12 protein-coding genes, 1 tRNA gene and 3 rRNA genes are annotated in these 20,502 nt (G+C 46.6%); 8 read left to right on the top strand and 8 right to left on the bottom strand.

Annotated features, from left to right (window positions below; translation table 11 throughout):
• Positions 1-98: 98 nt before the first annotated feature.
• The 5 genes from RA086_RS10820 (at position 99) to RA086_RS10840 (ending at position 6,609) form a co-directional block, all read left to right on the top strand.
• Entirely contained in the window at positions 99-1,055 is a 957-nt protein-coding gene (locus RA086_RS10820) for an AAA family ATPase (protein WP_308703802.1), read from the top strand.
• The gene (locus RA086_RS10825) at positions 1,052-2,050 is read left to right on the top strand and encodes a DUF58 domain-containing protein (RefSeq protein ID WP_308703803.1); all 999 of its coding nucleotides are present in this window, start codon (positions 1,052-1,054) and stop codon (positions 2,048-2,050) included. The genes RA086_RS10820 and RA086_RS10825 overlap by 4 nt, the downstream gene beginning before the upstream one ends.
• Positions 2,034-4,205, top strand: a complete 2,172-nt coding sequence (locus RA086_RS10830; protein WP_308703804.1) for a transglutaminase family protein — start codon at positions 2,034-2,036, stop codon at positions 4,203-4,205. The genes RA086_RS10825 and RA086_RS10830 overlap by 17 nt, the downstream gene beginning before the upstream one ends.
• Positions 4,206-4,622: 417 nt before the next feature.
• Complete coding sequence (locus RA086_RS10835; RefSeq protein ID WP_308703805.1) at positions 4,623-5,606, top strand: ketopantoate reductase family protein; 984 nt, start codon at positions 4,623-4,625, stop codon at positions 5,604-5,606.
• 76 nt (positions 5,607-5,682) lie between these two features.
• Positions 5,683-6,609: a DMT family transporter gene (locus RA086_RS10840; RefSeq protein WP_308703806.1), complete on the top strand. Its 927-nt coding sequence runs from the start codon at positions 5,683-5,685 to the stop codon at positions 6,607-6,609.
• 651 nt (positions 6,610-7,260) lie between these two features.
• Here the strand turns inward: RA086_RS10840 and RA086_RS10845 are convergent.
• Together RA086_RS10845 and RA086_RS10850 are read right to left on the bottom strand one after the other, a co-directional pair.
• Entirely contained in the window at positions 7,261-8,211 is a 951-nt protein-coding gene (locus RA086_RS10845) for a phosphoglycerate dehydrogenase (RefSeq protein WP_308703807.1), read from the bottom strand.
• Positions 8,212-8,429: 218 nt separating this feature from the next.
• Positions 8,430-10,289 (bottom strand): hypothetical protein, encoded by a 1,860-nt coding sequence (locus tag RA086_RS10850; RefSeq protein ID WP_308703808.1) that lies wholly within the window; start codon positions 10,287-10,289, stop codon positions 8,430-8,432.
• A 236-nt stretch (positions 10,290-10,525) separates the two neighbouring features.
• On the opposite strand from RA086_RS10850, the gene RA086_RS10855 reads away from it, so the two are divergent.
• Entirely contained in the window at positions 10,526-10,975 is a 450-nt protein-coding gene (locus RA086_RS10855; RefSeq protein WP_308703809.1) for a flavodoxin, read from the top strand.
• 90 nt (positions 10,976-11,065) lie between these two features.
• Here RA086_RS10855 and RA086_RS10860 read toward each other — a convergent pair whose 3' ends face one another.
• Together RA086_RS10860 and RA086_RS10865 are read right to left on the bottom strand one after the other, a co-directional pair.
• On the bottom strand, positions 11,066-11,287 hold the full coding sequence (locus tag RA086_RS10860; protein ID WP_308703810.1) for a hypothetical protein: 222 nt from the start codon (positions 11,285-11,287) through the stop codon (positions 11,066-11,068).
• A gap of 3 nt (positions 11,288-11,290) precedes the next feature.
• Entirely contained in the window at positions 11,291-12,040 is a 750-nt protein-coding gene (locus RA086_RS10865; protein WP_308703811.1) for a type I 3-dehydroquinate dehydratase, read from the bottom strand.
• Positions 12,041-12,246: 206 nt separating this feature from the next.
• Between RA086_RS10865 and RA086_RS10870 the strand changes: the two genes are divergently transcribed.
• On the top strand, positions 12,247-13,680 hold the full coding sequence (locus RA086_RS10870) for an amino acid permease (protein ID WP_308703812.1): 1,434 nt from the start codon (positions 12,247-12,249) through the stop codon (positions 13,678-13,680).
• A gap of 190 nt (positions 13,681-13,870) precedes the next feature.
• Entirely contained in the window at positions 13,871-14,326 is a 456-nt protein-coding gene (locus RA086_RS10875) for a MarR family winged helix-turn-helix transcriptional regulator (protein WP_308703813.1), read from the top strand.
• A 72-nt stretch (positions 14,327-14,398) separates the two neighbouring features.
• Here RA086_RS10875 and RA086_RS10880 read toward each other — a convergent pair.
• The 4 genes from RA086_RS10880 to RA086_RS10895 all read right to left on the bottom strand — a co-directional run bounded on the left by RA086_RS10880 (position 14,399) and on the right by RA086_RS10895 (position 20,039).
• Positions 14,399-14,471, bottom strand: a tRNA-Thr gene (locus RA086_RS10880).
• A gap of 687 nt (positions 14,472-15,158) precedes the next feature.
• Positions 15,159-15,275, bottom strand: a 5S ribosomal RNA gene (rrf, locus tag RA086_RS10885).
• Positions 15,276-15,347: 72 nt separating this feature from the next.
• Positions 15,348-18,268: ribosomal RNA gene (locus RA086_RS10890) — 23S ribosomal RNA — on the bottom strand.
• A 205-nt stretch (positions 18,269-18,473) separates the two neighbouring features.
• A 16S ribosomal RNA gene (locus tag RA086_RS10895) occupies positions 18,474-20,039 on the bottom strand.
• The 16S, 23S and 5S rRNA genes sit together here, the layout of an rRNA operon.
• Positions 20,040-20,502: the final 463 nt, after the last annotated feature.

A 20,502-nucleotide genomic window follows, 5' to 3' on the forward strand; every position in this document is an offset into this window, starting at 1 on the left:
CATAATCAGTTATCGAAACTCGCCCGCTATCAACCGGAACGATAATTTTAACGAACTTTTCTGCTAACCAACTAAAATGTCGTAGCTGCATCCAAAAAATGGAGGAACTTTCAGTGGAAAATCATGAAATCGATCACTTATTAACTCAAATTCAACAAATTGTTGTAGGAAAACCCGAAATCATTAAATTAACGGTGACCGCACTCTTAGCTGGCGGCCATGTCCTGTTTGAAGATGTCCCGGGAGTCGGAAAAACAACCCTCGCACGTGCTTTAGCTCGTAGCGTGGCCGGCGACTTTAAACGAGTCCAATTTACGCCAGATTTATTACCAAATGATATTCTGGGCGTTTCAATTTTAAATCAACAAACGTCGCAATTTGATTTTCATCCTGGACCAATCTTCACCACCATGCTTCTGGCAGATGAAATCAATCGAGCCACGCCGCGAACGCAGTCGGCGTTATTGCAAGCCATGGCCGAACGCCAAGTAACGCTTGATGGTCACACCTATGATTTGCCAGCCAACTTTTTTGTCCTCGCCACTGAAAATCCGAGTGAATACGCTGGAACCTATCCATTGCCTGAAGCACAATTGGATCGCTTTTTATTCAGCTTACAAGTAGGCTATCCAGCAACCAACGATGAACTGGCGCTCTATTCTGGCACTGACCGGCAAACGCAGCTCCATCAATTGCAGGCAGTTTTGTCTGAGGCTGAGCTAACTGAATTAAAACAGGCGGTCACTCAGGTTACTGTCAATCCGGCCATCACGCAGTATGCCTTGGCACTCGTTCAAGCGACCCGACAGCAGGCAGCCATCCGTTTAGGCATCAGTCCTCGTGGTGGCTTAGCTTTATTACAAGCCAGTCGTGCTTATGCTTTTTTGAATCGACGCCAATACGTCTTGCCTGAAGACATCCAAGCTATTCTTGTCCCAACTTTTAGTCATCGGTTAGTCCTTGCCAACGGGGCCCAATCGCTCACTGCTAAACAACAGGTGGTCAAAGACTTATTGCAGACTATTCCGGTGCCGACTGCGGGGTCGGCTAAATGATGTGGCTAAAGTCCAGCGGTCACAATATCGCAACCCTACTAGTAGCCGGATTGCTAGTGGGTTACGCCCTTAGCTTTAATAATGCGACTGGCTGGGCGCTGGCTACGATTACACTGGGATTAGTCCTATTGAGTCTATTGAGCTTATTGCCGCGGCTGTCGCGAATACCAGTGCAAGTTCAATTAAGTCCGACACCCCAGGGTGATTTGTTAACTTTCCAGCTTGCAAAAAACTGGCGCACCGAAAATGTCACACTGCAACGACAACAGCCCAACGGTCAGTTACATTTCAATCCTGACCGCCAGCGTTTTGAGACCCCCATCGGCCTACCACGTGGTATCTATACAACCGTTGACGTGATTTTAACCAAAACTGATCCGCTGCACTTGTTCATTAAACGACGTCGACGAACCTTACCGACCTTATTAATCGTGCCGCCACAGCCCAACGATCCACTGGCACAAGCCCTATTTCTCCAGTTGCGGCCTTGGTTAAAACCAGATCAAGCTATGTCATCAACCAGTCCCGGCATGGTCACGCGTGATTTTCGGCCTTATCAACCTGGCGATCCTAGTAATCAAATTGATTGGAAACTTTCAGCGAAGCAGCAACAACCCATGTTACGAGTCTTGGATTCAGATGACCCTTCAGCTTGGTGTTGGCTCTTTTTCACGACAACGACGTCCCAGTTGGAAAATCATTTGGCGGCCTTTTATAGTTTCTGTCAACTCACCAGCGACCTACCAGCCCAAGTCTATTTGATTGGCACAACTCAACAATTAGTAACTGGTCAAGCCTCAGATGCCTTTGCCAGCTACCAACCATATGCCGGCCAAACGGTCCCAATCACGATGATTCAACGGCAACAGGTCATTTTATTTGGCGATGATGGTCCATTATCACAAGCGTTATTGGCTGAACTTCGTCAGCACAATTCATTTGTTAAGGCCATCCAGTGGCCCAAGGGAGGTGCCAATCATGCCAACACGCTTTGAATCGCTACTCACAGCGTTGTTGCATACTGGCTTATTGACCATCCCATTATTGACTTATACGACTGTCAATGATTTTCAACAGCCGTGGCTTATACTGGTATTTTTAGCCACAATCAACACGTTAATCCTGCTGGGAACTTGGTGGCCACGCTTGGATCTCATTTGGATCAGCCTCATCCTAGTCAGCTTTATTGGTAGTTGTTATGTCAGTACGCCATTAAATCAGACCTTGTCTCTAACCTGGGCCAATCGTTTTATTGCCAAATTAAGCCAACAAACGAGTGCCTTTCAGGCGTCCCGGAGTACCCAAATGATGCCAGTCTTACTGAGCATGGTCCTCATCATGGCGCTCGTCATTGCGCTCACCCTTTTAACGGTGCGCTGGCAACAGCCTTTTCTGAGCATACTAATTAGTGTGGGCTATTTGTTGGCGGTTGCAATCTTCGCCACTCGCAATGAAGTCCTCCCGTTGACTGGAGTCAGCGCACTGACGGGATTGCTGCTCGTCGTCCACTATCAATCACGTTGGACTTGGACAAACCTGATTTACGTCAGCCTGTTACTCGTCATTGTCGGCGCCGGTGCCACCGTCAACACCTGGGGCCAGCAGCCACTTAAACGCCTGGCACAGCAAACCTTGACTTGGCGGAACACCCTTAGCAGCCGGGGTTTTTATAACTTTCTTGAAAAATCAGCCGCAGCAAAAAAGACCGGTTTCTCAGAAGATACGGCCACGCTGGGTGGTTCCATTCAAGATGACAATCAGGTCGCCTTTCGCGTAATTGCCAGTCAGAGTCACTATTGGCGGGTCGATACACGTGATACCTACTCAGGCCAAGGCTGGGAAGTTGAAAAAGACACACAGATCAAACGTAAACCGACGTGGACAAGTTCTGGCTACACCCAATCACCAACGGCTGCCACACAAACCGTTCAACTGACTTTTCCCAAAACAATGACCTATGTCCCAATTAGTTATGGTCAGACCACTTGGCGGGTCAGCCAGGCCCAACAAAAACGGCACGGCATTGGTTATGCTAGTCAGCGTGGCCGTCTCTACGTTAATTTAGGCAAAACGCCCTTAACTAAAATCACCTATCAGTTGCAAACACAACAATACACCGCCGCCCAACTCAAGGCAGCGACGGGTGACCCTAACGCCGAACTTGACGACTCATACACCACACTACCAGATGAGCTACCGAAACGGGTTAAAACACTGAGTCAAAAATTAACGCAAACAGCCCCAACACAGTACGCCAAGGTGCAAGCTTTGATGACCTATTTAAAACAAGACAATCGTTTTGAATACACTAAGATCGATACCCCGACGACGCCAAAAGGTCGCGACTATGTCGATTACTTTTTATTCACGAGCCGACGTGGCTATTGCGACAACTTTTCCACGTCACTCGTCGTCATGCTCCGCGAGCTCAATATTCCTGCACGTTGGGCGCAAGGCTTCAATGGTGGAACTCGCGGTCAAGCGACGAAAAGTGGCCGCTACCATTATTCAATTCTGAATTCTAACGCGCATTCCTGGGCCGAAGTTTATTTTGCCGGTATCGGTTGGGTGCCTTTCGATCCAACACCCGGTTATCAGAATCCAGGCGTCAAAAAAAACGCTGCTAAAGCAACAACCAACCAGGACAACCGGGCTTTCTCAACAAGCAGTTCCAGCACAAGTTCCAGTTTCAGTAGCCAAAGCAGTGTTGCCAGCAGTCATCAATCTGCCAGCGAATCGACCCACACCACGACGCAAAAGGCCCCTCAAACCCTGCCAAGATGGCTCTGGAGTGTTTTACTGATCAGCTTACTGATTTGTGGACTCGTCAGTGGTTGGCTCGCGCGTTACCGCTTATGGCTTGTCCTCATTACTTGGCGTATTCGCCGACATTGGAGGACCACAACGACCCAGTATCAACAATTACAACATTGGTTTGAACGACAATACCCTCGTCAACCCAGCACCACTTTGACCAATTACGCGACCCAAGTGGAAGCCCATTGGCCACAACTTGCAGGACAATTCAGCGTGGTCACGCAACAAGTTTTGCAACAAAGTTTTGGACAAACACCGGTCACCACGCTCAGCGCTAATCTATTGGCGCTCATCCAGACCTTACAAAAGAATCCAAAGCCAATCGCGCCTTAAACCGTGTTTCTAGTCGTTAACGACAAAAGATTCTTAAGAAGTTAAAGTCGCTGGTTGACAAAATAACGTTGGCCATGTAAATTAGAACACAATTAATATTTGATGAGAAAAGCAACGAGCAGTTTAGTAAAATCAGTGGAACCGTCAAGCGAGTCTGAATTGGTGTAAGCAGACCGGTCAAGCTGATTCGAACATCGACTGTGAGCGTGAAGGTCAACCCTAATCGTCATAACCTTCAATGGTCGCACCCATTATCGTGCCACGTATCGCAACTTTTGGGTACGCTTGAGATCAATAATGTGAGTTATTGACAAATACCGGTGGTATCACGCTTTTAGCGCCCGGCAGACGAATTTAGTCTGTCGAGCGCTTTTTTCATCAGGATTAATCAATTCAATCTAAAGGATGGTCATACATATGCATTTTACAGTACTCGGCGCAGGCGCCATGGGTTTACGTTACGGTGTGTTATTACAAGAAGCTGGCAATCAGGTTGATTTTGTCGATACGTGGGAGTCTAATGTGGCTCAGATGCATCAACAAGGTGGCGTTTATGTCTCACGGGATCATCAAAATCGGCACTTGGTCCCCATCAAAGTTTATACCCCAGAAGACTACCATGGTGATCCGGATGTTTGGGTCGTTTTCACCAAACAAATGCAATTAGCTGCGTTCCTAAAACGCAGCGCCCATTGTTTTAACGACCGACAAGTCGTGTTAACTTGTATGAATGGTATGGGGCACGTCGAAAAGTTGTTACAGTATTTCAAGCCAGACAAAATTTTGGCTGGAACCGCCCTAGTCGCGACCATTTTAAATGGCCCTGGGGACGTCGACTTTATTGGGGCCCGTGGCGCGGGGACGATGAATTTGGCTAACTACACTGAAAAACCAGACGAAATGACGTATCGCATCGTGGCTGAATTGGAAAAATGTCAATTTCATCCTAATCTGACGACTAATTTTCGCGGTACCTTGCTAGCCAAAGTAGTCTTTAACTCGGTCGTCAATACACTTTGTACCCTTTTCGAGATCACGATGGGCGAATACGCAGCCTATCCCGGTGCCGATGAGCTCAGCAAACAACTGATTAATGAAGCTTATGATGTTTGTGAACGTGACGGCGTGACCATGTTGAATACGCGTGCTGAGGAGTTGGCTTCCATTAATTATGTCAGTAAGGTGGCTAATCCACGCCACTACCCGTCAATGTATCAAGATATGTCACACAATCGGCCAACCGAAGTGGACTATATCAATGGCTATCTGGTCGATCTTGGTCATAAAACCCATTACCAGGCTAAGACACATGCCTTTTTGACACACCTGGTCCATTTAGCTGAAACCACTCGCCAAGCATCCGTCAACGCTACAACAGCCACACACGCTGCGACGGCTTAGCCCTTAACCTGCCCTTTTCCAAGTAAAATCAGGTACAATAGATTTAGAACTTTTACTTGGGGAGAAGGCGACATCATTGCAAACCACGCACGAAGTCAAAGGGATCGTTTTAGCGAGTGTCAGTGCCACTTTTTGGGGCGTATCTGGCGCCATCGCTCAAACGCTCTTTGATACTACCGACATCAACTCGATTTGGCTCACCGGTATTCGAATGCTAGGAGCTGGCATTGGGCTATTACTGATCAGCTTAATTACCAGAGTTGACCTTTGGACTATTTGGCGACATCCAGGGGACTTATTACAAGTTGCCGGTTACACGCTTTTAGGCTTGATGCCGGTACAATTCACTTATTTTCTCGCGGTTGAAGCGAGTAATGCGGCGACTGCCACCATTTTACAATTCATGGGACCCGTATTCATCGCCATCTGGCTCGTCATCGCGCATCAGCAATGGCCCACTCGCTCAGAGGGCATCGCCATTTTTCTAGCCATTGCCGGCTCATTTTTATTAGTCACACACGGTAATCCGGCCACACTAGTCATTTCGGTCAGTGCTTTGCTTTGGGGATTACTGTCAGGGGTCACTTCGGCCACGAATACATTGATGCCAGCTAAGTTGCTCACCAAATACAGCTCGATGACTGTGAATACCTGGTCCATGCTCCTTGGGGGCCTCTTATTCAATATCGTCCAACCTTTCTGGTCAATTCGGATTCCGTGGACGATCGCTAATATTAGCAAATTAAGTTTTGTGGTCTTCTTTGGGACCTTATTGGCTTTCTTATTTTTCCTGGAAAGTCTAAAATATATTCGGCCAACGGTTGCAAGCTTATTAGATGCTTTTGAGCCCTTATCTGCCACAATTATTGCGGTGGCCCTCTTGGGAGTTAGCTTTGGTTGGCTCGACATTTTGGGCAGTGTCTTAATTATTAGTACAGTCTTCATCTTAGCGATTGGACAACGTCACAACGAACGTGCCGCTGACGATTTTCATCGAAATTAGGCAGAGTGTGAAGGCCAACGGGTTGCTCCTGAGCATTGCCTAGCCATCCCAATGACTCGGTGCTTTTCCGAGTGGTTGTGATGGCGTAGCAAGCGCAGGGAGCAGTTGGCCTGAACACGTTTCGACTATAATCATAAGGCGTGACTTCAAACATTACGCTAAACCATCATTACCATCAATCCTGCTACACACAAAAAAGCGCTGAAGCCTTCTCGGTAACTACCGATGGCCTTCAGCGCTTTTTAGCATTTCTAACTAAAGATTAAAATATCAAAGTCAGTACAGCCAACAATAGGTATGTCTAACATGGGTTTGGTCGAATTCAGTGCTCCGTCAGTCAAAATCGATGTATGCCGACACTGCACATCGATTTTGGCTGACTCCGATAAGCGTAAATAACTGATTTGTCCCAAAATAGCCACTGATTAGCTGGAGGTTGTTGCTGATAGCATCAGACGTGCAGGTGGCGTTTGACCGGCGTTTTTTGCCGGCCTTACACCACGGACGGTTCGGGAGATTTGCGAATTTAGCAAAGCTTCCGGGCGAGGTTCAAGACGTTCCTGAGGCTTGAAACGGTCCCTCGTCCGCATGTTATCAGCAACCACCGGAAGCGGGAAATAGTCCATTATTTTTCATTGTTAAGCGTTAAACTTAGTACCCACGGGACAAATCAACCTGGTTGCGGGCCAAATTACCTGTTTTCACAAATTCAGCGAAGTTGGCCGCAAAAATTGGAAAGACGGTTCGCCGAAAGTGGGCAATTTGCCCTGAAATATGCGGCGTGATTAATACATCTGAGCGCTGCCATAATGGATTATCTGGTGCTAATGGTTCCGGTTCTGTAACATCTAGGGCTGCCCAACTCAACTGTTTTTTGTCGAGTGCCGCAATTAAGTCACTCGTTTTTACAGCGGGCCCGCGCCCAATATTAATCAGCATTGGCCGCTGTTGAACTTGATCGAATAACGCCTGATTGAATAGATGATCGGTTGACGGTGTTAGTGGTAAGGCATTCACGATAAAGTTGGCTGTCTTTAAGACGGCAGCTGTGTCGCTCATAGCCACGGTTTGTTCAAAGTGTGGTGCCGGATGACCCGTAGTATTCACGCCGAACACGTGCATCCCGAAGGCTTCGGCTTTTGCCGCCAAGGACTGGCCAATCTGACCCGTGCCATAGATCAGCAATTGTTGGTCGGCCAACGTACTCGTGACTTGTGGTAACGACCACTGCCGATCACCCGTTTGATTCTCCCACGCAGCATGGTATCCACGCACAACGGTTAACATGGCCGCCATCACGGACTCACTAATGGCATCCGCGTGAATCCCACTAGTATTGGCAACTAACACGCCAGCCTTCTTTAGCGCCGCCAAAGGTAAATAGTCGACACCTGCCGAAACCACCTGTAAAAATTTCAACTTTGATGTTGGTCGCGCCAAAAATTTCTTTAATAAAGGCTGATTACCATACATGACAACTACTTCATCATATTCTGCTGGCGTCAGCTCAGCTGGCGTTTTAAACGTCCAGGTTGGGTATTGTTGGTGCAATTGTTGGCGCTGATCTGGTTTAGTTGCTTGACTCATTAAGACGATTGACATGAACCGTCACTCCATTCATTTTTGATTTAGTCTACTTTAGTTTTAACACAGATACAGTCATCTTGACTGCCAACTAGTTTCATTTTGCAGGGTTTATGATGGCTGAGTAACTCATTTCTTTCGTTAGCCTGCTTAACTTCAAAAAAGAAACCAGCAACTTGTCCGTCAGTTTCGACTCACAAATCACTGGTTCGCTTTTATCAAATCATCAAATTTTTTTAATACGTCGTGCCTTGAGAGGTGCCCGTTCCAGTGCCCGTCGTGGTGTCATTGCCAGTCGTCGTATTATCACCGGTTGTGGTCGTATTGCCACCATAAGTTGAACTACTACTATCACTAGTTGTCGTTCCACCACCATAAGTTGAACTGGAGCTATTCGCAGAACTCGTATCCGTGTCAGTCCCATAATCCGTGCTACTCGTCGCACTAGAATAGGCCGAATAACTGGATGAACTCGTCGATGAGCTACTAGATTCTTCGGAATCACTATAACTCGTCGCACTGGAGCTAACCGCGTTGGCGGCACTAGTTGCGGCAGATTGTTCTTTCTTCGCGAGGGTCTTACGATCAGCCGTCAAACGCTTATAATCCTTAGCGGCCAATTCCGATTTGGTCCGATATGGCTTCAAATGTTTAATGACAACGTCCAAATCACTCGTAGAAACCGTATTTTTCAGTCGATTTTTATTGGTATATAACTTCCGATAGGTCGCATCATATTGACGGACTGGTTTAACAATTTTAGCGGCCGCCGTTAATTGTTTCGTATACCGCTTAGCAAAGTAAGGCTTCTTGGTCTTTAAACCAGAATTTGTAATTGCCGTCTGAGCAAACGTCACGTTATCCATGGTAACGGCTTCCTTGATCAGCTTGTCAGAAGTATAAAGTCCTTGAACGCGTTGACGAATCTTCAACATCTTAGCAGCGGAATCATGTTGTGCTTGTAAACTCGTCTTCGTCTCGGACTGCTTCATTTCATCAATATAAGTCTGCAATTGATTTAATTTTGCATTAGAAGCCGATGCCCGTAAATCACGTTGGGCCGCTGACGTATAAATGGTCTTCACAACTGCTTCAGCGTTCGTTTTGGCCGCTGTTTCCGTGGTCTTAGCGTGCGTGTACATGAAGAAAGCCCCTAATGCGGCAATAACCAGCAAGCCAACGCCTGTAGCGACTAACTTACCATTACGCCGTTTAGGTTTTTGATGTGGCCGTGATCCTTTGGCTTTTTTCTTCAAATGTGGATTGGTCGTCGGCGTTTCATCAACTGGACTTTCAGTTTTAGCTTCACCATGCCGTGCTAAACGGGACAATGGTTCATCCGCGGCTTCAATCGAGGTCTGCCGTGGCGCTTCACTGCCACCATTAGGCTGTTGATCGCCATACAACTCTTCACGAGATAATGGTAAGGGTGGCGTCTCGTCCTTACTGTTGGATCGCTCAACGGCCGCAACTGAAATAACCGGCTGCTTTTCGCCACTTGTCACGGGCTTAGCGGCCTGCGACTGCCGGTTCGTGGCAACACTCGCCTGAGAATTAGCCACCGAAATGGTGCTATCCGCCGCCGCTGGATCAACCGCTGATCGTGGGGCTGGCGCTTTGGCGACTTGACCACGACGATGCTTAGCAGATTCTGCGACGACATCCGGTTCGATGACCGTTGTCGAAGCCGCTGCTTTAGCTGCGGATTTTGGCGCTTTAGGGGTCACTTCACGAGTGGCACGTGCTTGCGAACGTGTCGTTGACGCCTTTTGTGACTGTGGTGTCGCCGACTTAGCTTCAGAAGTTACTGAACCCGCTTGTGACTTTGACGCTGTTGCCGAAGCCTGCGTCGTTGCAGAGGTCGCTTTAGCTTTGGCCGGTGCCGCTTGTGACTGTCTGATTGCCGATTGGGCTTGCGACTGAGGCGCTGAGACGGCTGAACTTGCAGCAGAAGCCTCACTAGTCGCGGTTGAGGTCTTTAAATCATACGCCAATGGAATTTCTTCATCTTTTTGTTCATCATCATCCGGAATAGGTTCTGTAATTGCATGCCACAACCGTTTTCCAAAATGCATTTTTTTATCTTTATTTGCCAATTCGATTACCTCTAGCTAACTTCAATTTTCGTTTTCTCATTAAGGTCTAAGACCTAATTAGTTGGATTTCTGATTAATCGCAGTCAAGCGACCGTGAATAGTTAAATTATAGCATGTAATCGACACTTGAGAAACCGCTCTCGGCGCGCTTTTGCGATAAAATGTTGTCGTGCTTAATTTTAGATTAAAATTCTGTTATAATCGGAGTATCAATTTTTTGAAAGCGAGGGGTTCACATGGCAACTGCCAAAGTAATTTTTGCAACAATCACAGGTAATAACGAAGACGTCGCTGATATTGTCACCGAAAAGTTTGAGGCCTTAGGAGTCGATGTGACACAAGAAGAAATTTCACAGGCAGACGCAACCGAATTTGAAACGGTTGATATTTGTGTCGTCGTCCCCTATACATATGATGAGGGCGCATTGCCTGAAGAAGGTCTTGATTTCTATGACGATCTCCAGGAATTGGACCTAGCTGGCAAGATCTATGGTTGCGCCGGTTCCGGTGACACGTTCTATGAAGATGATTATTGTCGCGCCGTGACTGACTTTAGCAACGCCTTCAAAAAAACTGGTGCCACTAAAGGTGCCGATGACGTTTTCGTTAATCTAGCGCCAGAAGGTGATGACATCACACATCTTGATGCTTTTGTTGAAAAATTAGTTGCTGCTCAGGCACAATAGTGTTCAACCTAAAAGCCAGCAAGTTGGGAAGTGAATTTCCCATTTGCTGGCTTTTTGACGCGCACTTTTCAATCATTCACAAAACTCGTCTTATTTATGACGCCGAGCCAATAACCGTTGCCGAAAATAATTGTAGGCCAATTCGACTAAGAAAAATAGGATCGTGATCCCCACAATATCGACCACGTAAGCCAGTAAGCGATACCCAACTTTGGCAATCCAAAGGTCATAGGGACCTTGAATCAGTAGAAAATAAATGATCAGGGTTTGCACAATATAACTCGTGTGACGCCAAATTGATTGCCATTTCATAACCTACGCTCCTTCAACAGTGGCTAAAGTTTGCAACGTTTGTTTTAATTGGCTGACCGGCAATTGTCCCATGCCACCCACTCGTCCAACTCGACCGAAGACAATCGTTGACCCAAATAATTGACCGCACGCAGCCCCGTAACGTCCTAGAGCACCAGTAGCAGTCACGATCAATGGCAAGCTTAACTTGGTTCCGGCAGTAGCCGTGGCAGTCATTAAAGTCAGTAGTGCCGTGGCCGTTTCCGGTTGCATCCGTACTCGCGCAATGTCCGCCCCGGCAGCTGCCATCGCCTGATAATCAGTGACAACTTGTGACACATTCGGCGTCGTCTGATAAGTTTGATTTAAAATCAATTTGATCTTTTGTGATCGCATTTGTATCGTCAGCGTCATGAATTCCCGGTGCGCCAATCGGTTTAAATCCAGTTCGATCGCATCACACAAGCGGTTGTTGACCAACGTTAAATAGGTCCCATAGTATGTCGCGGCCTCAATGGCTTGATCCACCTGAATGGTCGCAATCATGGGAATCGTCCCAAGTACTTGCCGAAGCTGTGTCGCAGTATTGATCAATTCTGCTCGATTCTCTAAATCGTCGGCGCCAGTCAATCGCCATTCAACAATCTGCGCTGCTGAAGACAAGACCTGACCCGCTTGTCCTAATAAGGTCGACCGTTTTGTCCCGGTCAAGACGACCCCAATTTTAGGCATCCCCGCTGCCAAGTTTACCGTACCAATTGCTACACTCTTCAAAACTATCCCTGCTTTATCATTTTATATAAAACCACTTTAGAACTGCTTCCACTACTATAATAGCAAATTTTCGCCATTCTAACATCTAAAGCTCATTTATTAAATGGATTTGTTACCGTTTTCTCACATTCGCAAAATGTATTTGTCAACGCTTCCATTTCCGATTTATAATTAGGCGTATTCATACTAAAAAAAGGAGCTAACTTATGAAAACTGAAAAACAGCTACGCTGGTCCAACATCGCACTAATTGCGTTTGTGGCCGTCTGGGGCTTGGGTAACGTGGTTAACAACTTTGCGTTACAAGGCTTGTCAGTGGTCACGTCTTGGATCTTGATCATGATCATCTACTTTATCCCGTACACGTTAATCGTGGGACAACTCGGATCAACCTTTAAGGAAGCCGAAGGTGGGGTTTCGTCCTGGATACGTGCCACCAGTACTAAACGCCTGGCCTATTACGCCGCGTGGACTTACTGGATCGTCCATGTTCCCTATCTCGCTCAAAAGCCACAAGGGATCTTAATTGCCCTCAGTTGGCTGTTTAAAGGTAACGGTAACTTCGTCAATGATACCCCAGCATTAGTCGTTCAGGCAATTTGTTTAGTGCTATTCTTATTCTTCCTCTGGATTGCTTCTTTGGGTTTGACGACCTTGAAACGCATCGGGAGTGTCGCTGGGACCGGGATGTTCATCATGTCAATCCTGTTCATCATCTTGGCAGTTTCAGCGCCATTGATGACCAAAGCAACCGTTCAAACCCCCGATATGCTTTCAATCAAATCTTATTTACCTAAGTTTGATTTTGCTTACTTCACTACGGTTTCAATGTTAGTGTTCGCGGTTGGTGGCTCTGAAAAGATTTCACCGTACGTTAACAAAACAAAGAATCCTGGCCGCGAATTTCCACTTGGCATGTTAATTCTAGCCGCAATGGTCGCGGTCTGTGCCTTGCTAGGATCGTTCGCCATGGGGATTCTGTTCAATTCTAACAGCATTCCAAAGGATCTAATGGCTAACGGTGCCTACTATGCTTTCGAACGTCTAGGGGCCTTCTATCACGTTGGTAATCTCTTCTTGATTCTATACGCGATTGCGAACACCTTAGCGCAAGTTTCAGCACTGGCCTTCTCAATTGACGCGCCACTTAAAATTTTGTTAGGTGATGCCGATCCCGAATTTGTGCCTAAAGGGTTGAGTAAGATGAATAAAAAAGATGTGCCAGTAAACGGTTATATCATGACCGGTATCTTGGTCAGCATTTTAATCATCATTCCAGCACTTGGTATTGGGAACATGAATGAATTGTACAACTGGTTATTGAATTTGAATTCCGTTGTAATGCCAATGCGTTATCTCTGGGTCTTCTTAGCCTACATCTTGTTAAATCAACATTTAAAGAACTTCAAGAGTGACTACATGTTCTTAAAGAACCCAGCAGTTGGTAAATTCGTTGGTGCTTGGTGTTTCTTATTTACAGCTTTCGCTTGTATCTTAGGGATGGTGCCAAAGACTGATATGGCAGCCAATCCTAGTGGCTGGTGGTTCCAACTTGCCTTAAATATCATTACACCGATCGTCTTTGTAGCCTTAGGGATGATCTTACCATTAATCGCCCGGCGTCATCGTACGACCGCTTAAACGCGATATTAAACGACTAGCATCTATTATTGGGTGTTGGTCGTTTTTCTAATTTTTCTTAAAACGCTACCAATTATGGCAATTTAGTTTTATGATTACAATGTATGTAGATACAAATTGACTAATGTTATAATTAATTTGATACAATTAGTTATGTACCAATCGAATATTAGTTCTTAGGAGGATCAGAATGAACGACACGCCCAAAATGTTAAATGATTTTCTCAAGTATTATTCAACTGTTTTACGTTACATGGATGACTACATCTCAGAACCGATTAGCCAATTCCATTTAACTTTCGATGCCTTCCTGATCATGCACGAGATCGGTACTAGCAGTAAGCCCCTACTGTTAATGGACATCGCAGCCAGTCATCATGTTTCACGCAGTGCTATTTCACGTCAAATTAGCATCTTGCTCAAATATGATTATGTTTACCAGGTTGCTAATCCCGCCGATCGACGTCAGAAAAGTTTGTTGTTAACTGAAAAAGGTCAAGATATTGATCGTCAGTTAATCGCAGCTATCCAAGATGTCTTCGATAGTTGGGTCAATAAGTTAGGTAGTCAACGTGTTGAAGGAATGCTCGATTTCTTCAATGACTTCACCAAACAAGTTATTCAAGTTTCAGCCCAAAATAGCTAGAGAAAAAAGAAGCTTCCCTGTTAACTGATTATCGTTAACAAGGAAGCTTCTTTTTTGTAATCACCCATTAAAAGCCGTTTAGCAGATTTGAACTGCCGACCTCTTCCTTACCATGGAAGTGCTCTACCTGCTGAGCTAAAACGGCAATTGCTCCTTAAATAGTATAACAAATCCCTAATCAATTTCAATCGTCTTGAGTTAGACTAACCAATTAATGGTACACACTCACATTTAGGACTGTGACTTATAAGCAAGCTGTACTGACTCAGTAACATTCAAACCAGTACCATCATATTTTTCAGTAGCCGCTTAATTTGCCGCTCCAGTTGGCCTGGCTTGATGCTGGAACGTGGTGGCCACATTTGTGAGCCAAAAAGGCGGTCTCACAAGCAGTATCTAACGTAGGAGTTGACCAGCCCATTTGCCGTGTCGAGACACTTAGCTGGGCGGTTTTAGTTAGTGTCTGGGCTAACTTTTAAGACGTGTACTTCGGCTCAAAAGCGCCCTGCAGACTGGTCTTTGGCTGCAGGACTGCCCCATAGCAAACGTGTCGGTCAACGGAAACGGACTTTTAAATAATATGGGAAGCTACGATGCACTATCGTAGCTCTTCCATGCAAGCCTTACTACCGTTTCTAATTTAAGCTTTATTTGTTCTCTCTCATTGCTATGTCCGACCTCTTTTGACTATAGGACAAGGACTAGCTCGCATAACAATCGGTGCACGTCAGTGAAGATAGATCACCGTAATCAATACTTCGCGCCAAAATCACAATTGGCACGATAATTGTAAGTACGAAAAAAGGAATCGATATAATCGATTCCTTCGTTTGCATGGCAACGTCCTACCCTCGCAGGGAGCGATCCCCCAACTACTCTCGGCGCTAAGAAGCTTAACTTCTGTGTTCGACATGGGAACAGGTGTATCCTTCTTGCCATCGTCGCCACACTATTGAGAACTTGTGCCCTCAAAACTAGCTAATATCAAATAATTTCTCCTATGAACCTGAACACCAATTGCTTGGTTAAGTCCTCGACCGATTAGTATTAGTCCGCTTCACACGTCACCGTGCTGCCACTTCTAACCTATCTACCTGATCATCTTTCAGGGGTCTTACTTCCATATAGGAATGGGAAATCTCATCTCGAGGTCTGTTTCACACTTAGATGCTTTCAGCGTTTATCAGATCCATACGTAGCTACCCAGCGATGCGCCTGGCGGCACAACTGGTACACCAGAGGTATGTCCATCCCGGTCCTCTCGTACTAAGGACAGCTCCTCTCAAATTTCCTACGCCCGCGACGGATAGGGACCGAACTGTCTCACGACGTTCTGAACCCAGCTCGCGTACCGCTTTAATGGGCGAACAGCCCAACCCTTGGGACCGACTACAGCCCCAGGATGCGATGAGCCGACATCGAGGTGCCAAACCTCCCCGTCGATGTGGACTCTTGGGGGAGATAAGCCTGTTATCCCCAGGGTAGCTTTTATCCGTTGAGCGATGGCCCTTCCATACGGTACCACCGGATCACTAAGCCCGACTTTCGTCCCTGCTCGACCTGTCTGTCTCGCAGTCAAGCTCCCTTGTGCCTTTACACTCTGCGAATGATTTCCAACCATTCTGAGGGAACCTTTGGGCGCCTCCGTTACTTTTTAGGAGGCGACCGCCCCAGTCAAACTGCCCACCTGACACTGTCTCCCGCCACGATTAGTGGCGCGGGTTAGAGTGGTCATACAGCGAGGGTAGTATCCCACCAACGCCTCCACCGAAACTAGCGTTCCGGTTTCTATGGCTCCTACCTATCCTGTACAAGCTGTACAAACACTCAATATCAAGCTACAGTAAAGCTCCATGGGGTCTTTCCGTCCTGTCGCGGGTAGTCCGCATCTTCACGGACAATATAATTTCACCGAGTCTCTCGTTGAGACAGTGCCCAGATCGTTACGCCTTTCGTGCGGGTCGGAACTTACCCGACAAGGAATTTCGCTACCTTAGGACCGTTATAGTTACGGCCGCCGTTTACTGGGGCTTCAATTCTGAGCTTCGCCGAAGCTAACCCATCCTTTTAACCTTCCAGCACCGGGCAGGCGTCAGCCCCTATACGTCATCTTACGATTTTGCAGAGACCTGTGTTTTTGATAAACAGTCGCCTGGGCCTATTCACTGCGGCTGATCTTGCGATCAGCACCCCTTCTCCCGAAGTTACGGGGTCATTTTGCCGAGTTCCTTAACGAGAGTTCACTCGCTCACCTTAGGATTCTCTCCTCGACTACCTGTGTTGGTTTGCGGTACGGGTAGTTAAATACTCACTAGAAGCTTTTCTCGGCAGTGTGACATCAGACGCTTCGCTACTAAATTTCGCTCCCCATCGCAACTTGTCCTTAAAGTGAAAAGCATTTGACTCTTCACAAGACTTATTGTTTGGACATTCTAATCCAACAGAATGCACATCTTAGCCTACTGCGTCCCTCCATCGTTCAAACGCATTTAACTAGTACAGGAATATCAACCTGTTATCCATCGTCTACGCCTCTCGGCCTCGACTTAGGTCCCGACTAACCCTGGGAGGACGAGCCTTCCCCAGGAAACCTTAGTCATTCGGTGGATGGGATTCTCACCCATCTTTCGCTACTCATACCGGCATTCTCACTTCTAAGCGCTCCACAAGTCCTTACAGTCTTGCTTCACCGCCCTTAGAACGCTCTCCTATCACGTGACCTAATGGTCACATCCACAGTTTCGGTAGTATACTTAGCCCCGGTACATTTTCGGCGCAGGATCACTCGACTAGTGAGCTATTACGCACTCTTTAAATGGTGGCTGCTTCTGAGCCAACATCCTAGTTGTCTATGCAACTCCACATCCTTTTCCACTTAGTATACATTTAGGGACCTTAACTGGTGATCTGGGCTGTTCCCCTTTCGACGGTGGATCTTATCACTCATCGTCTGACTCCCGGATATGAATCAATGGCATTCGGAGTTTATCTGAATTCAGTAACCCAAGACGGGCCCCTAGTCCAAATAGTGCTCTACCTCCATGATCCTTAATCCGAGGCTAGCCCTAAAGCTATTTCGGAGAGAACCAGCTATCTCCAAGTTCGTTTGGAATTTCACCGCTATCCACACCTCATCCCAGCAATTTTCAACTTACACGGGTTCGGTCCTCCAGTGCGTTTTACCGCACCTTCAACCTGGACATGGATAGGTCACCTGGTTTCGGGTCTACAACCTCGTACTAAAAACGCCCATTTCAGACTCGCTTTCGCTACGGCTCCGACTTTTCAGTCTTAACCTTGCACGGGATCGTAACTCGCCGGTTCATTCTACAAAAGGCACGCCATCACGCATTAACGCGCTCTGACTTATTGTAGGCACATGGTTTCAGGAACTATTTCACTCCCCTTCCGGGGTGCTTTTCACCTTTCCCTCACGGTACTGGTTCACTATCGGTCACTAGGTAGTATTTAGCCTTGGGAGATGGTCCTCCCAGATTCCGACGGAATTTCACGTGTTCCGCCGTACTCAGGATACTGAACTGAGAAAGCTTGATTTAATCTACTGGGCTATCACCATCTATGGCGGATTTTCCCAAATCCTTCGACTATCAAACTTTTTGGTAACTCAAATGTTCAGTCCTACAACCCCAAAGAGCAAGCTCTCTGGTTTGGGCTGTTCCCCGTTCGCTCGCCGCTACTTAGGGAATCGAAATTTCTTTATTTTCCTGCTGCTAATGAGATGTTTCAGTTCACAGCGTTTACCTCCGACTAGATTATGAATTCATCTAGCGGTAACAGTTGATTAAAACTGCTGGGTTGCCCCATTCGGAAATCTCCGGATCATAGCTTACGTACAGCTCCCCGAAGCATATCGGTGTTAGTCCCGTCCTTCATCGGCTCCTAGTGCCAAGGCATTCACCATGCGCCCTTGTTAACTTAACCTTATTTTCCAAAGGAAAATACGATTAATTGAGTTTAGCGATTAAACTTCTTTTAAAAAACTCAAAAAACGCGGTGTTCTCGGTTTCATTATGAAAAAATATATTTGATATTATCTAGTTTTCAAAGAACAAGTTTGAGAGTTAGACCTCTCAAAACTAAACAAAGTTTCAACAATCATGTGTAAGGTTTCCGTAATATTCCTTAGAAAGGAGGTGATCCAGCCGCAGGTTCTCCTACGGCTACCTTGTTACGACTTCACCCTAATCATCTGTCCCACCTTAGGCGGTTGGCTCCCGAAGGTTACCCCACCGACTTTGGGTGTTACAAACTCTCATGGTGTGACGGGCGGTGTGTACAAGGCCCGGGAACGTATTCACCGCGGCATGCTGATCCGCGATTACTAGCGATTCCGACTTCATGTAGGCGAGTTGCAGCCTACAATCCGAACTGAGAATGGCTTTAAGAGATTAGCTTACTCTCGCGAGTTCGCAACTCGTTGTACCATCCATTGTAGCACGTGTGTAGCCCAGGTCATAAGGGGCATGATGATTTGACGTCATCCCCACCTTCCTCCGGTTTGTCACCGGCAGTCTCACCAGAGTGCCCAACTTAATGCTGGCAACTGATAATAAGGGTTGCGCTCGTTGCGGGACTTAACCCAACATCTCACGACACGAGCTGACGACAACCATGCACCACCTGTATCCATGTCCCCGAAGGGAACGTCTAATCTCTTAGATTTGCATAGTATGTCAAGACCTGGTAAGGTTCTTCGCGTAGCTTCGAATTAAACCACATGCTCCACCGCTTGTGCGGGCCCCCGTCAATTCCTTTGAGTTTCAGCCTTGCGGCCGTACTCCCCAGGCGGAATGCTTAATGCGTTAGCTGCAGCACTGAAGGGCGGAAACCCTCCAACACTTAGCATTCATCGTTTACGGTATGGACTACCAGGGTATCTAATCCTGTTTGCTACCCATACTTTCGAGCCTCAGCGTCAGTTACAGACCAGACAGCCGCCTTCGCCACTGGTGTTCTTCCATATATCTACGCATTTCACCGCTACACATGGAGTTCCACTGTCCTCTTCTGCACTCAAGTTTCCCAGTTTCCGATGCACTTCTTCGGTTAAGCCGAAGGCTTTCACATCAGACTTAAAAAACCGCCTGCGCTCGCTTTACGCCCAATAAATCCGGACAACGCTTGCCACCTACGTATTACCGCGGCTGCTGGCACGTAGTTAGCCGTGGCTTTCTGGTTAAATACCGTCAATACCTGAACAGTTACTCTCAGATATGTTCTTCTTTAACAACAGAGTTTTACGAGCCGAAACCCTTCTTCACTCACGCGGCGTTGCTCCATCAGACTTTCGTCCATTGTGGAAGATTCCCTACTGCTGCCTCCCGTAGGAGTTTGGGCCGTGTCTCAGTCCCAATGTGGCCGATTACCCTCTCAGGTCGGCTACGTATCATTGCCATGGTGAGCCGTTACCCCACCATCTAGCTAATACGCCGCGGGACCATCCAAAAGTGATAGCCGAAGCCATCTTTCAAACTCAGACCATGCGGTCCGAGTTGTTATGCGGTATTAGCATCTGTTTCCAGGTGTTATCCCCCACTTCTGGGCAGGTTTCCCACGTGTTACTCACCAGTTCGCCACTCACTCAAATGTAAATCATGATACAAGTACCAATCATTACCAGAGTTCGTTCGACTTGCATGTATTAGGCACGCCGCCAGCGTTCGTCCTGAGCCAGGATCAAACTCTCAAATTAATGATGAGTTCTAAAAAAGCTCATTTAAAAAGTTGGTTCAAATTTATTAATTGTTTTCACGAATTGACTTCGCAAATGTTTTGCTAACAATCACAAGGATTGCTAGACCCTACACATTTGATTTGTCGAAACTTTGTTCAGTTTTCAAAGGTCTAATTTGTTGGTTGATTACCTCAACGCAACTTAATCATCATAGCATCTGAAGCGCTTACTGTCAAACACTTTTTTCAAAGAATTTAATTGGCTTTTTCAACTATCGTTGCCGTTGCGACAACAGAAACTATCATATCAATTACTGAAGAAGTTGTCAACAACTAATTTCAATAATATTTTTGGTTTCATCAGCACTGGGCTGACCTGCCGTAGCAGCAACGTGTACTAATATACCAATTTGAAATGAAAGTGTCAACGGTTTTTGACATCTTTTTTCACAATTATGAGAAATTGACACTGTAGAAGCCAC

Source organism: Lactiplantibacillus brownii, assembly GCF_031085375.1.
Taxonomy (GTDB): Bacteria; Bacillota; Bacilli; order Lactobacillales; family Lactobacillaceae; genus Lactiplantibacillus; species Lactiplantibacillus brownii.

Excerpts from the sequence above, each read along its gene's own strand:
- RA086_RS10870 (WP_308703812.1), top strand. The coding sequence starts at position 12,247 with ATGAAAACTGAAAAACAGCTACGCTGGTCCAACATCGCACTAATTGCG.
- RA086_RS10875 (WP_308703813.1), top strand. The coding sequence starts at position 13,871 with ATGAACGACACGCCCAAAATGTTAAATGATTTTCTCAAGTATTATTCA.
- RA086_RS10830 (WP_308703804.1), top strand. The coding sequence starts at position 2,034 with ATGCCAACACGCTTTGAATCGCTACTCACAGCGTTGTTGCATACTGGC.
- RA086_RS10835 (WP_308703805.1), top strand. The coding sequence starts at position 4,623 with ATGCATTTTACAGTACTCGGCGCAGGCGCCATGGGTTTACGTTACGGT.
- RA086_RS10825 (WP_308703803.1), top strand. The coding sequence starts at position 1,052 with ATGATGTGGCTAAAGTCCAGCGGTCACAATATCGCAACCCTACTAGTA.
- RA086_RS10860 (WP_308703810.1), bottom strand. The coding sequence starts at position 11,287 with ATGAAATGGCAATCAATTTGGCGTCACACGAGTTATATTGTGCAAACC.
- RA086_RS10855 (WP_308703809.1), top strand. The coding sequence starts at position 10,526 with ATGGCAACTGCCAAAGTAATTTTTGCAACAATCACAGGTAATAACGAA.
- RA086_RS10845 (WP_308703807.1), bottom strand. The coding sequence starts at position 8,211 with ATGTCAATCGTCTTAATGAGTCAAGCAACTAAACCAGATCAGCGCCAA.
- RA086_RS10820 (WP_308703802.1), top strand. The coding sequence starts at position 99 with ATGGAGGAACTTTCAGTGGAAAATCATGAAATCGATCACTTATTAACT.